The organism is Candidatus Zixiibacteriota bacterium, from assembly GCA_019038695.1.
Classification (GTDB): domain Bacteria; phylum Zixibacteria; class MSB-5A5; order GN15; family FEB-12; genus B120-G9.
The window spans coordinates 20,826-34,684 of sequence record JAHOYZ010000049.1; the positions used below are offsets into that span (position 1 = coordinate 20,826).

General features: G+C 47.4%; 9 protein-coding genes and 2 tRNA genes. 3 read left to right on the forward strand and 8 right to left on the reverse strand.

Annotated elements, in window-relative coordinates; genetic code table 11:
• Nucleotides 1-130 precede the first annotated feature (130 nt).
• From KOO62_12785 to KOO62_12795, 3 genes are read right to left on the reverse strand one after another with little or no spacing between them, the layout of a single operon-like run.
• Entirely contained in the window at nucleotides 131-1,132 is a 1,002-nt protein-coding gene (locus KOO62_12785; GenBank protein ID MBU8934858.1) for a hypothetical protein, read from the reverse strand.
• Entirely contained in the window at nucleotides 1,119-2,567 is a 1,449-nt protein-coding gene (locus KOO62_12790; protein MBU8934859.1) for a 1-acyl-sn-glycerol-3-phosphate acyltransferase, read from the reverse strand. The genes KOO62_12785 and KOO62_12790 overlap by 14 nt, the downstream gene beginning before the upstream one ends.
• Nucleotides 2,564-3,424, reverse strand: coding sequence for a hypothetical protein (locus tag KOO62_12795; GenBank protein ID MBU8934860.1), 861 nt, complete (start codon nucleotides 3,422-3,424; stop codon nucleotides 2,564-2,566). The genes KOO62_12790 and KOO62_12795 overlap by 4 nt, the downstream gene beginning before the upstream one ends.
• 384 nt (nucleotides 3,425-3,808) lie before the next feature.
• Here KOO62_12795 and KOO62_12800 point away from each other — a divergent pair, with 384 nt between their 5' ends.
• Entirely contained in the window at nucleotides 3,809-4,357 is a 549-nt protein-coding gene (locus tag KOO62_12800; GenBank protein ID MBU8934861.1) for a PH domain-containing protein, read from the forward strand.
• A 286-nt stretch (nucleotides 4,358-4,643) separates the two neighbouring features.
• On the opposite strand, the gene KOO62_12805 is transcribed toward KOO62_12800, so the two are convergent.
• Entirely contained in the window at nucleotides 4,644-5,930 is a 1,287-nt protein-coding gene (locus KOO62_12805) for an ABC transporter permease (GenBank protein ID MBU8934862.1), read from the reverse strand.
• Nucleotides 5,930-6,820 (reverse strand): ABC transporter ATP-binding protein, encoded by an 891-nt coding sequence (locus KOO62_12810; protein MBU8934863.1) that lies wholly within the window; start codon nucleotides 6,818-6,820, stop codon nucleotides 5,930-5,932. Before KOO62_12810 ends, KOO62_12805 begins: the two co-directional genes overlap by 1 nt.
• 909 nt (nucleotides 6,821-7,729) lie before the next feature.
• Between KOO62_12810 and KOO62_12815 the strand changes: the two genes are divergently transcribed.
• A complete protein-coding gene (locus tag KOO62_12815; protein ID MBU8934864.1) occupies nucleotides 7,730-9,196 on the forward strand; it encodes a M20 family peptidase in 1,467 nt (488 codons plus the stop codon).
• A gap of 240 nt (nucleotides 9,197-9,436) precedes the next feature.
• Nucleotides 9,437-9,525, forward strand: a tRNA-Leu gene (locus tag KOO62_12820).
• Between the two features lie 551 nt (nucleotides 9,526-10,076).
• On the opposite strand, the gene KOO62_12825 is transcribed toward KOO62_12820, so the two are convergent.
• The 3 genes from KOO62_12825 to KOO62_12835 all read right to left on the reverse strand — a co-directional run.
• On the reverse strand, nucleotides 10,077-12,422 hold the full coding sequence (locus KOO62_12825; protein MBU8934865.1) for a hypothetical protein: 2,346 nt from the start codon (nucleotides 12,420-12,422) through the stop codon (nucleotides 10,077-10,079).
• A 302-nt stretch (nucleotides 12,423-12,724) separates the two neighbouring features.
• A tRNA-Leu gene (locus tag KOO62_12830) sits at nucleotides 12,725-12,811 on the reverse strand.
• 74 nt (nucleotides 12,812-12,885) lie between these two features.
• A partial coding sequence (locus KOO62_12835; protein ID MBU8934866.1) for a hypothetical protein occupies nucleotides 12,886-13,859 on the reverse strand: 974 nt, incomplete at its 5' end.

Below are 13,859 nucleotides of genomic sequence, written 5' to 3' on the forward strand. Positions count from 1 at the left end.
AGAAAACTCTGTTTTGGTCATAAAACTTATGCGTTGCTACAGATCATGTAAGAACTTCGGTGACACTACCGTTGATATCTGTCTCGGTTAACTCTTCCGACTCAAGTACAGAGTGACATTACCGTATATTCTATCGCGTCAAAAAATAGATCCGATCATCTATCTCTACACTTGCAGAGCCATAACACTCAAGTGCCGAGCCATCGGTGTTGAGGGGGAAGACCGAATCGCCATCGGGGCGCAGCACCAGCTTCTCCTTAACGCGAAAACCCTCGAATCCCCACCTGTCCGGATCTTCGAGCACAGATGCATCCCAAGCATGTTTCAACTGCATCGGGAGTTTGAACACTCCCATATCTCGGATTGCGAACACGTGGAAATCCCCTGAACCAAGTGGCACACCCTGTGCGAACGGCATATTCGGGCCGAGGTAGCCGTTCACAATCATGATTGCCTGATAATAGCCCTGTGTTACGGCTTGACCATCGACCATAATTTCCCATTGTCTCTTACCCCGGCCGATATGTCTGAATATTTTGGAAATTACCGCCAGACTAGTACCAACGAAAAACGGACCCAGGTCGCCAAACAACTGACTCAATATCCCTTTGTAGTACTTGATGAAGCGGTTCTCGGTGAAACGGGGGACCTCACCGAACACTTCGGCCCCACCATAACCCACGAAATGACGAACATCAGAGTCTCCGTGCTCGCTGGACGCCAGAAGTACGTCACACGGAACGACTTTGTCCTCACGAATGGAATTAACGAAAACTTCAATGGCCTCCTCGATTTCGTCCGGCATTCCGAGTACTTTTCCGATCAGATCGGCTGATCCCTTCCGCAGAAATCCAAGCCGCAAACGATTAAAGTCACACCGGGCATCGTAGCAACCTTCGACTACGGCGTTGAACGTGCCGGAGCCGCCAGCAGAAATGAGAATCTCGCTACCGTCCTTGACCAGTTCACACGCCTTCTGTCGTGCATCTGCATGACTATCAACAGAGATAAGATTAACGTTGTCTTCGCCGTGTTCTCTGAAGAGAGGCACAATGCGACCGACTTTACCCCAGTCGCTAACTGATCCCGAGATCGTCGTCGCAATGACATCAATGCGTTTACTCACTGTCATCAGGCTCCTTGTGTATGGAACTGGAGAGGAAAGAGAGACACTCGTCCAGAATTTCTTCCCGTGTGTTCGTGCCGTCCACTACGAGCACCGGTACGTTCCATTCATTCTGGATGACACCACACACCAGTCGATAACCATCCCGCAGCCGACCAAGCTTCTCCTTCGTCTCGTGCACCTGTCTGTCTTCGCCTCGCTTTGTGATCCGCCGACATGCCTCTTCAGGGTCAATATCGATGAATATCGCAACGCTGGGTATGCTCAGCCGATTCACTCCGATACGTTTCAGTTGCAATAGCTCGGGATAATGATCAAACAACTGGTCGCTGCGAGGTACATTCGTTCCCTTGCCACTGAGTACGGCAATGGCCTTTGAACACGATTGAGCGTCCATCGTATCGTTTTTGTACAACACAGACCATGCCAGAAGATTTAGGAGCGGGGAACCATCCATTGTTACATAAGCAGGTCGATACCATCTCTGGACCTCATTTAGAAGATGATCCCTCAGAAGCAGTTCCGCCAGCTTTGGGATCTTGTATAGCTTGAGCGATTTGGCTGTCTTTGCATAACCACTGATCTTTCTACGAATCCGTTCGGCCAATAATGGCTGTATGTCCATTGCCCGTCCCTCCACATAGAATTCAAGCTCATCACTGATGCGACAAACTTTCGTCGAGGCCGACAGATTCTCCGTGACCATTCTCGACATCGTGCTCTTCCCCGAACCATCAATACCAAGAAAGCCTATACACTTGAGAGCCGTCTGTTGCTGGTTTTCTCTGCAGTGTCTTCGCGCTGCTTCTGATCGCGCGAGTTCCATTAGAACTTCCTGGAGCAGACGAGTCGTCTCGCGATGTGTACCTCTGCATTTTTGTGCCGGTCCGATTATAACATTGTTCCACAACGGCAGCAATAGCGCACTGGCCTTGGGGAGCGAACGCTCCGGACCGGTTAGAAACACCGGTACGATAGGAATGTCGGGGTACTGCGTTACAAGCCTCCCGATGCCACTCTTGAACTTCAATAACTCACCCGGTGTCCCGCGAGTGCCTTCGGGGAAAATGATCAGGTTGTCTCCTGCATCGAGCCGAGCCTTGATATGCCCAAGTGGGTCGGATTTGGACTCCAATTGCCCCCGCGTGAGCCAGATGGGTCGGAATAGATATTTGATGATCTTGAAAACCAAGCGGTACTTTGAGAAGTACGCTTCATCAGCGATGGCACGAGTGCGCCGAATGTGGCTGATCGGCAAGATGTAGAATAGCAGCAGGATGTCGAGGTGACTGTTGTGATTGGCAATGATGACATACCTGTCCAGATGCTCCAAGTTCTCGTGCCCACTGACATTGACGCCGAATACTATCCGGAGAAACGGACGCAGCAGCATGACATGCCAGAACACACGCCAGAATGATTTCTCAGCCTGACTTTTCATTTCAGGAAGTAGTAGATGTAGTGAAAAGTCACCGGGGCGACCAACAAAAGAGCCTTAAGGTTGTTGAGGATTTGGCCCCTTCCAGAAATCAACAAATCTTCCTCGATTCTCAAGTCTGCCCCAACGAAGTCGCCTGCGCGATGTCCCAGAATGACCAGTACCGGAATCATACATGCCAGTATGACCGAGTGCAGTATCGGTATCTCAGTCCAGTTGGACAGAATTATGGAGATCGCAACTGTAATTGGCAGGGGAGACAGGAATCTTGCGAGGTAGTTCCCAAAGAGAGTTTTGGTCCTGGGTCCGACAAAATGCGATACGGTGTCACACACAAGCACATTGATCACAATCAGCGCCGCCATCCACGTTGAGAATGAGGCCAGGTAGCCGAGATGTCCGAGACAGAAGACAAATGCAAATAGGCCAAACTCGATAGCACCGATTGAGAAGACGGTTCCCTGCGTCTCGTTCCCGCCAAGCGTTACCAGCAATGGGATTGCCAGAAAAACATACACAGGTATTGATATGATGAACATCCCGTACCAGGAAACCTGTATGAAGTAGATCATGAAAGGAATTGACACATAGGCGCCCAAAATGGCCACTCGGTCCTGCAGACGAATATCGATCAGCGAGAAATACTCGCGAAGAGCCGAGAAGCAGATGATCGCCAGCACCCAGATTCCTACCTGAAACGATATCAGTTCCACTACTGCGAAGCATAGGAAGAACAGCCACGTGTAGCATAAGTAGGAGTCAAATGGGAAGCGTTTATTGACGATTATCTTCACTATGCGATATACGGTCAGAATCGCACAGATACCTACCAGTACGGTTGTCGAGATAGTCCAAGTCACGTTAACGACCTCCGATGTTACCTGAAGTGTCGGTAATGAAACATCAACCTGCGGTCCAGGCCATTGACTAATTAAAAGATACTTGAACGCATCTGCATCGCAAGCTAAAAACAAAGTGAACGCATGGTAGGGTGAATGAGGTAGGGATCCGAGGGACAAAAAGTCCATTGTGACTTGGTGGACCTTAATAATGTAACTTTTTGACGTATCACCAATTGCCGGAGTGGTGGAATGGTCTGCTGAGACTGCCTTCAAAAGAACCATTGCTATCAAACAAACTCTGTCTTAGCTTTCAATGTCACTTGTACGAATTATCTAAAGAGGTACGAAACTGACGGCTGTGCCGCAGCACATTACGGCGCTAGCTGAGAAAGGCAACGGAATATGAATGAAGATAAGTACATAAGAAAAGCGGCGTTCAACGAAAAGGTATGTACCTATTGGTTATTATCCGGGGCTCTGATTCTTGCCGTAACTATTGTTGGTATACCTTTGCTGCTTCTCTGGTTTCCAATTGGCAAGGTGTTCACTAAACGTTACCTGGACAGGATGAGCTGTGTGCTGACCGATAAGGCGCTCAAGGTCAGTAAAGGGATTTTCGTCCGGGTTGAGAAAACCATCCCGCTCGAAAAAATTACGGACATGGGAATGGTCCAGGGCCCAATTATGCGTCACCTTGACCTGCACAAACTTACTGTCGAGACAGCAGGTCAGTCGGCCCAGGGTGCTCTGGTTTCACTGACGGGTATTATAGATGCGAAAGCGTTTCGGGAAGCCGTCTTGAATCAGCGCGATGCTATTTCAGAGACTTCATCCCATTCGGATACTCCGGCAGTGAGTCAGGAACCGATTGATGCGAGTTCTTTGCTGTCGGAAATCAGAGATGCTCTGCTACGTATTGAAGTGAAACTTGAGAAAAGAAGCGATAGCTGACCGGGAGACGTGGCCCTACATGAATAAGACTCACGGGTTGCCCCTCGCTCCATACATTAGGAAAACCTAAACTGGGGATAAATGGATTTGTCCCGAGTGGTCTCAGGTTGATTTAGACGAGTTTGGACAGAGAGTGGTCACAAATTGGTCCCAAGGCAGATCGGTACCCATGAAGTATTGCAGTAGCTGTTAACGCAACTCGGACTCACTTTGTGTCTGAGTACTTCACATTCGTGAGCACACTCTAGTATCAATTTTGCTAATATAACCAGTAATGGCGGTCCTATCACGCGTCGCGTTTAGACAGAATCGTTGTTCCAACAATAAACGACACGACGCCGATACCGATAAGAACGCCTACCGGTAACATCATCTCGGTATATGAAAAATTGCGCCAGACGCCGCCTTCAATAGCCAGAATGCCCCATTTGACAGGGCTGGCATGGCTGACCGTCAACAACCATGAAGGCATAAACATGACCGGAATCATGCCGCCGCCGGTCATGGCCGCAACCATCAAGATACCCCATGCCGCTCCGCCGACCGATTCTTCGGTTTTGCCCAAAACACTTATCAGCATCGATAAACCAACAAAACAGAACGCTGTCGAAATGATGCCTATCGCAAGTATAACCGGATCGTTTACCCGGACGCTAAAAAACACATACCCAATCCCAAAAAGAATGATACAGGCCGAAATACAGGCCAATAATGCAGCGAGTCCTTTACCTGCCAAGATCTGTGCCCGTGAAATCGGAGCGATGCGCAGACGTAAAAATGTTCCGGCTGTTCGTTCTTTGACAATCGATACGGCGAAAGCGGCCGATATGCCTATCAAAGCCCACAAAAGCGATGAAGGAAAGGTTATCTCAAATGACGAGCGCGGGCCAATATCATCGTTGGTTATTGAGGTCATTTTCATTGGGAACAGATTAAATTGCTCGTCACTTTTGATAGTGTCGGCTGAATCAGACTCACTTGAGGAGTCCCCTTCGATGAGGTAAGTGAAATCTTTGAGAGAACTAACGACTTTTTGAGCGGAGCTTCTGGTTTTTTCGTTAACATCCCAGAATTCTATCCCAGCGGTAAGGCTGTCGAGATCACCGCGCCAGGTTTCTAAATTCATATAGCGTTTATGGAGAAGCTTAAAATGCGAGCGGATAAGAAGCCCTTGAAGATATCCCGCCGTCATTTTGCGGGCGGGGTCGATACCGATTTCCATGAGCGGGTCATCGGAGAACATCCCCAGTGATTCGCCGAAACCTTTTTTGAATGTCACTACTGCTGAGAGTTTTCCCTGCCGGACTTTGGCTTCGGCGCTGTCACGGCTCATCTGGCTGACCCGCAAAGCCGAGAGACCGCTGATTTCTTCTATGTAATCTTTGGAATAATCACTTTGGTCTTCGTCAATGACGGCGATTTTCATCCCGCTGACTTCTCCACCACCTCCAGAAAAAATAGTCCCAAAAAACAGAGCAATCATCAGAGGAAAACCTAGAACCCAAAATATCGAAGTTTTCTCACGGAAAAGAACCCGGAGATCTTTGACTGCAAGTGTAAATAAAATCCCCATCAGTCTCTCAGGCTCCTTCCTGTAAGGTTCAAGAATACTTTTTCAAGATTAGGCCGATCAACGCGTAAATGTTTGAAATTCAGTCCTGCTTGTCCCAACCGCGCCAGGTCCTTCATCGGGTCGGAAGTTTCAATCTTCAACCGATTGCCATCAAATGTACCTGAGAAATCGTTTGGAATATCAGCATTGTTTTCAACTTCAGCTTCGATTATCGCCTTACCGCCATATTGAGCGATCAAATCGTCAACATCTCCTAAGGCCAGTATTTTACCGTAATCAAGTATCGCAACCCGATCGCATAATCGCTGAGCTTCTTCCATGTAATGAGTGGTATAAACAATAGTCCGACCTTGCTTTTTGAGCCCCTCAATACTATTAAAAATCATATTACGTGATTGTGGATCAACGCCGACGGTCGGCTCATCAAAGAGTAAAACGGGGGGATCGTGAACCAGAGCTCCGGCCATATTCAACCGTCTTTTCATTCCGCCCGAGAAGGTAGCGACTTTGCTTTTACGCCGTTTGGTCAAACCGGCGAATTCAAGTGCCCATTCAACTCGTTTTTTAAGCTTTTTCCCTGATAATCGATACAATCTTCCTAAAAATTCCAGATTCTCCTGAGCGGTGAGTTCCTCGTATAAGGCAATTGCCTGAGGCGAATTCCCGATTTGCAGGCGGATATCAGCCTTGGTAGGATCGGTTTCGCCGTTAATATTGACGGTTCCGGAATCGGGCTTCAAAACTCCGACAATCATGTTGATCGTCGTCGTTTTACCGGCCCCGTTGGGACCTAACAGGCCAAAGACTTCGCCGACTTCAATTGAGAATGATATTTCATCAACAGCCGCAATATCGACAAATGATTTTCTTAGATTTTCAACTTTAATCATTCTTTACCTTTGTGATTGTAAAATATGAAATACTTTTCCAATTAAATACACTACATGTACTTTAACAAATAGTTTCGGTTGTTCTACAAAAATTGCATTATGAAACATCGGGTTAATTCTTGAAAGTCCTTCTCAGGACAATGTATGCCATAAGACAATAGGTTTCATCTTTTATTTTTCGTGAGACGGTGCTGGATCTTTCTATGCGTTGTCTCTGAATGTGAATTGATTAAATGGGAACACTACACGGGCAATACAATAGCACCCTTGGTCCAGTTCTGTCGCACGTCAGGACATAAGGGAATAGGTACAAAAAGTTCCAGGCGGGAATACGCAACTCGTTGATGGATAAGGAATGAAAAGGTCACAAAATGGTCACAAGGTCCGAGATTGATGTTGCGCGCCGCAGCTTAACTCGTTACCCTGTAACCCATGCCGGAGTGGTGGAATTGGTAGACACCAGGGACTTAAAAACTGACCCGGACGATTCCGCAAGCGATTGACAATCAACACATTACAAAATAGGGCAAAGGCTTAAGCATAGATTCTTATAGTATTACTTTGGATTGATTTGGACCAGTTTGGACAGAAAAAGGTCCCAAATTGGTCCCAAGGATTTAGGCAGCTAACGGCCTTTGTTTGTCAATAATCTCCGTTAGAAAACCTAACAAGGCGATATCTTCTCGGTCATGATTTAGCTACTGTCGAGCAAGCCCCAGTTTAAGTTGCAGCGCATAGTACTTCTTCTTATCTTCTGACGTGAAGCAATCATCCGAATGAGGAACACTACCGATGACGCAGATGAATCACATGATGATCAGACACTGTCATTCGTTGCCCTGACCAAAGGCACCGGAGCATCACACTTTATCGTGTGAATGACATTATGTTTGTGGTTTGGAGGATGGAATGAAGAGATTTCTTATTGGAGTTGGATTTGCCGTTGTAATACTTATAAGCGTTCTATGCATAAGGACTTTTTCGTCATTTGAAGCTCCAACCGAAGTAACATCAGTCTCAATTAACGCCGATTTTACACAATGCGCACAGCATCTATCTCAAGCAGTTCAATATCAAACCGTGACTTTTCAGGATCCGGGGAGAATCGATCGTGACGAGTTTATATCTTTGCAGGCCTATTTGGAGACGACTTTCCCTACAGTATTCGCCACTCTAAGAAAAGAGGTATTTGGAGAGCTAAGCCTTCTTCTTACTTGGCAGGGCAGAGATAGCACACTCAATCCGATTCTGTTGCTGGCTCATCAGGATGTGGTTCCTGTATCGCCAGGTACAGAAGAGAATTGGATTCAACCTCCTTTCAGTGGCATTATAATTGACGGCTATATCTGGGGAAGAGGCACTCTGGATATGAAATCAGGATTACTCGGCATTCTGGAAGCTGTAGAGGCTCTTTTGAAAGAAGGTTTTCAGCCAAAACGCACGATCATGCTTGTTTTTGGACATGATGAAGAGAGTGGTGGAATTTATGGGGCAAAAGAAATAGCGGAATACCTCCATTCCAGAAATATACATTTTGAGTACGTTTTGGATGAGGGTGGACTTATCTCTGAGGGAATCATAACCGATGTAGCTGACCCTGTAGCCCTGATAGGTATTGCAGAAAAAGGTATAGTCAGTCTGAAGCTCTCAGTGGAAGCTGAGGGAGGGCATTCATCAATGCCCGGTAAGAATACTGCCGTAGGCATTTTGTGCAAGGCAATAACTAGACTCGAAGATAATCTTTTTCCTGCCAATATGGAATACGCAGAACAATTGTTCGCCGCTATTGCGCCTGAGATGCCTTTCTTCAATAGAATGATTCTTTCAAATCTGTGGCTGTTTCGCCCTTTGGTACAGTCACAGCTTGAAGAATCGCGTTCGGGGAACGCTTCAATTAGAACAACTACAGCCGCGACGATGATCAGCGGAGGTGAGAAAGAGAATGTCTTACCGGTTAAAGCCACAGCGGTAGTGAATTTCCGCATCATGCCAGGGGAAACAATTCCAAGTGTGCTCAAGTATGTTGAAGAGACTATTTCGGATTCTCAAGTTGAGGTTGAAGTACTGAATCCTCTTATGTCAACAGACCCTTCACCAATGGCCAGTACTAGTTCCAAGAGTTATGATGTTATTAGAAAGTCAATACTACAGGTTTCCGATGAGAAACTGTTAGTTGCGCCGTATGTGCTTGTTGGTGCAACAGATTCACGTCATTTTACAGGAATTTCAGATAACGTATATAGATTTCTCTTCAATCGATTGAAACCAGACGACCTGAAAAGAATTCATGGAACAAATGAACGGATCTCCGTCAAAAACTACGAACAGACAGTGAAGTTCTATTATCAATTATTGAGAAACTCCCAACACCTTTGAGCACAGAGGCCCTCCAAAGTGAATCGAGCGGCTTACCAAGATTCTGTCTGGCACGATCTCACACTGCTGCCGCAAGCACCAACTTGTAAGGAGGAATGGATACGCGGGACTATAGTCCCAGGGGTCTTTGACTGAAATACGTAACTCGTTGATTGATAAGGAATGAAAAGGTCCCAATATGGTCCCAAGGTCACTTTTCATCCTTGCATGAAACTCTGTAACTCGTTATCCTACAATGCTGCCGGAGTGATGGAATTGGTAGACATCAGGGACTTAAAATCCCTTGGTTCGCAAGGACCGTGCCGGTTCAAGTCCGGCCTCCGGCACCAACATCGTTGGTTTTCTTGCACGGTTGAGTAATTTGTTTAAGATTCGAGAGCATACTCGCTCTGTCGGTTTTGCTCAATCCTCCGGCACCATTATCAATGGCTGGCTTGCACGGGTGAGTGGTTAGCATAGAATCAGATATCGATCTCACACTGATGGCGTGGATCAGCTTCTCTGCTTCATATGTACCTTTGTTAATGGATTACTTTCAAGGCAAGGTGGATGGCTTAGGATTGGGGATCGTACGCGCTCTGTCGGTCCTCAAGAATCAGAGCATCTTACATGACAAGAAAAGGCCGGCAACTATTAAGCTGCCAGCCATAAGGGGCAGTATTCCCACCAACGTGCTGCTTCAACAGGATCATCTTTCTCGTATCTGAAAAACTACCGGCTTCGTCCCTTATTACAAATAATGTCGGTGGCCTTTTCTGACTGTTAAAAACGTTCCAGTCACAATGCCCGATTTTCCGTAATATTTCCAGACTCCTGACAGAGTTTGGCGGTCGAAACCGCCTCTGAACTCTGAACCGACAGAATTGACAATCCGGTCAAACTATGGGCAGACTGAGAGTGGCGGCCCATGTTCAAACAGGTAGTTCACAAGTCGAGTGAGGTCCTGAAGATCAATCTTCTCGTCGCCATTGCAGTCGGCTTCGAGTTGGCAGGGGATGGCAGTTAGTCCCGATCCAAACAAGTACTTCACCAGCAAGGTAAGATCGCGAATATCTGGCCCGGCGAGGCCGTTGCCATTGTAGTCGATGTCTCCCGCCAAAGAGATGCAACACGGTAATCCAGACTCGTGGACGCGAAGCGTCACAGTAGGACTGATTACTGAGACATCCGGACGGGCTGCATCGGTGGCCGTGAAACGAACATAATAGAAAGTCGGTACAGGGAAAGAACCCTGGATGCGATTAGGGGAGAATGTGAGTACGCCGGTACCATTGCCGGAGTCCACGAATGACATGTTCTGACCGAGGCTGTCAGCCCCATCGAGATAAGCGGATAAAACCGGTTTTATTGAATCGGGATCGTCGGCGTACACGAGCATCTTAAGAGAAGAATCCTCCACGACACTGTCAGGCTGGTTGGAGGGAACATATATCCATGGTGGTCGGTTACCCTCAACGACTGAAATCAGTACCTCTAGAGAATCTACAAGGCCGTTATTGTCGGCGTAGAACGTGACCGGATAGTCACCCATTTGATCAAAGTCGGGGTAGAACGCAAATTCCATGATTTCCTGATCAGAAGCGGCTGGGGAAAGAACAAGACTGGCATTTCGAGGAAGACTATCGCTACTGACAACCGGCAGATCGCCAATTGATGTTGAGGCAATAATATCGAACGTCAGCGGATGGCCTTGTTCGACCAAGTATGGTCCTGGTCCCGTGGATAACTCCAGAATGGGGACTTCCAAACCGCTGTTATGATTGATTACGCTGATATGTTTACTGCCAGTCGTTGATGCCAACAAGGGATCTTCACTGTCGCGAATCGTAAAGGTAACATAATAGTGACTGGGGTTGGAGTTCCCCTGATAATAATCAGGCACAAACGTAAACACTGCCATACCATTGCCGGAGTCCACAACGGTCATGTTCGGAGCCAGAGTATCTCGATTAAAGAGTTGTCCTTCTATTGATGGAATGGTCGAATCAGGATCCCAGGCATGAATCAGGAATTGAATCGTATCATTTTCCGGGACATTCAGCACCGGTGAACTGTCAAAACCCCCCTGTGGTGGGTAATTCACATCAACAACCGTGATCTTCATTCCCAGCGAGTCAACCATCTCAGTCGACAAGGCATCTGTAGCATACATCATGAGCGGATGTGAGCCGATATCCTCGTGAGAAGGTATCCATGAGAAAAGAGCAGTGCCATATCCCGAATCAGTGAGGGTTGCTCCTGAGGGAAGCGGGGCCACCGACAAAGAGGGGATGTCACCATCTGGATCATAGCAAGTGATAGTGAACTCGATATTGAGTCCCTCAGGACTTACGATGTTGGCTTGATCGTGTAACATCGGGTATTGATTCTCGCCTGGCAAAGTAACATTCACAGTCGTTGCCTTAGTAGCTATTCCTTCCGAACCGAAGGCCGTCAACTCATAAGTAGTAGTCACGTTCGGCATGATCTGGATTATGGCCTGCTGCGTTAAAAAGGTTCCCAGGTCGTGGCTGATGGTTATGCTGTCAGAATTCACTACTATGAAACTCAGATCAGTTGTGCCACCTTCAACGATAGAACGTGGAAAGGCACGAAAATCGAGAATAGACGTGATGCTTGAATCTGAAGAGTCGGCAATTACCCAGCCTGGTGTTGTTGTAGGCCACGATAGGACTACGTTACTCGGGTCACCCCACTGGAGCGCAAGCTCACTGATCCGACAACCAAAGGAGTGGTCTGTGACCTGAAAGTTGAATTGAGTGCTATCGCCCACCGGCAGGTTTGGACTGACTTCGAAAGCCAATTTGAAAATCACGTCGTCGCCAGGCTCCATCGATTGTGTGCTAAACAGAGGAGGTATAAACGTACATGAAACTGCTCCAGAATCGAGCGGATTTGGTGACATTATGGCCAGGAATTCGTCTGTTCCGGCAAATCGTCCAACTTGTTCAGCAAGAACATATCCGGGTGAGCTCTCAATCGGTGTCAGTAGTAGATGGTCATAGTTGATAATCAGTGCAAATCCCAGGACCGTAGAATCTGTCCTCATGTGGACCGGAACCCAGATCGTATCTCCCGGTGATCCGGAACTGGGGAGAACCATCACTTGATCTACGGTAGAGTAGATGATTTCATCGCAAGGAGTGATCTCTTGTTCGGCAAAAAGTTGTACGGAGGTCAAGAGGACAAAGAAGACTACAAAAACGGCTACCACTGTACGATACATAAAACCTCCCATGCTTAAGAGAACTCAACCTAAAAGTTTGTTTCCTTAGCAAAGGTTCTATTGAAGTACCTGAGAAGAAATCCTTTAACTATGAACCAAATTATTACAGGGGAAATGGTCCAATCATCACATCATATAAACACCAATGTTACAGGATACATCATATAGGGACGATTGTCAAGAGGAACTCTCGTTGCGGCAAATGGGGGATTCTTCGGAAGCGAACAATTAGGACATATAATCATTAAGGTTGATTTGAAACATACGGGGTATATTCTGGCGTGCAAAAAAGCCAACGAAGTTGGTGCCGGAGGCCGGACTTGAACCGGCACGATGTTGCCATCGGGGGATTTTGAGTCCCCTGCGTCTACCAGTTTCACCACTCCGGCACATGGTAGCGGCTCCGAAGAGCTTGGTGAATGTAATGCAAGGTTCTAAAGGACGCAAGGGGGAATTTTACACCTTAAAAATGCGTCCGGTCTTCAGAAGTATCGGAGGGGGAGATGTTGTCCTGACGGTCGGTGGAGATGTACAATCCTGCTGAGGGATGAGTGTGGCATGTCGCCGTCGGAGCATTCCCATCAACGAATACTTCATTGCGAACATCAACACATCGATCAGTAGCAATCTCGCCCGACTCAAGGCAAACATCAAGATGAACAATCCCTTCCGGTTCTTCAAAATCCAGAACCGGCAGCGAATCATGGGCGGCGATCATAAACTCAGTCCAGACAGGCACACCGTTCTTGGCACCATCCTGGTTCTTACCGAGCGAGATTTTTGTGTCGAACCCAACCCAGACACCAGCTGTAATCTGTGGTGAATATCCCACAAACCAGTTATCGCAGAAATTGTTCGAGGTTCCGGTCTTGCCTCCCGCCGGACGAGTGAAACCCATCCACTGCGAGCGACGACCAGTACCATGTTTGACCACCGACTGCATCAGGCTAACCATAATGTAGGCTGTTTGCGCCGAAAGGACCTCTTCCTTTTCGATGGAGCTGTTATCTTCCACCAAGCGGCCGTAACGGTCGACGATTTTGTGGATCATACGGTAGGGAATATGGATGCCCTGATTGGGGAAAGTAGAGAAAGCTGATACCAGTTCGACCATCCGTACTTCCCCGGTACCAAGCGCGAGTGAAGGGTTTGGCTCAAGGGGCGTCGTAATGCCCATGCGACGAGCATAGAAAATAGCCTGCTCGGGATTGATCTTAAGTAACAGCCGTACTGCAATCAGGTTTCTCGACATACGGATACCGTCACGAAGCGTGATCGGTCCCATAAACTTGCTATCAAAATTGTGAGGTCGCCATTGTTTGGCTCCGGGAATATTCAGGACAATGGGGAGATCATCGATGATTTCCGTAGTACGGAAGCCAATGTCTATACATGCGGTATAAATAAAGGTCTTGAAAGCGGACCCCGGTTGTAATG

Coding starts and splice junctions, on each gene's coding strand:
- KOO62_12785 (MBU8934858.1), bottom strand. CDS start 1,132: ATGACAGTGAGTAAACGCATTGATGTCATTGCGACGACGATCTCGGGA.
- KOO62_12790 (MBU8934859.1), bottom strand. CDS start 2,567: ATGAAAAGTCAGGCTGAGAAATCATTCTGGCGTGTGTTCTGGCATGTC.
- KOO62_12800 (MBU8934861.1), top strand. CDS start 3,809: ATGAATGAAGATAAGTACATAAGAAAAGCGGCGTTCAACGAAAAGGTA.
- KOO62_12805 (MBU8934862.1), bottom strand. CDS start 5,930: ATGGGGATTTTATTTACACTTGCAGTCAAAGATCTCCGGGTTCTTTTC.
- KOO62_12810 (MBU8934863.1), bottom strand. CDS start 6,820: ATGATTAAAGTTGAAAATCTAAGAAAATCATTTGTCGATATTGCGGCT.
- KOO62_12815 (MBU8934864.1), top strand. CDS start 7,730: ATGAAGAGATTTCTTATTGGAGTTGGATTTGCCGTTGTAATACTTATA.
- KOO62_12825 (MBU8934865.1), bottom strand. CDS start 12,422: ATGTATCGTACAGTGGTAGCCGTTTTTGTAGTCTTCTTTGTCCTCTTG.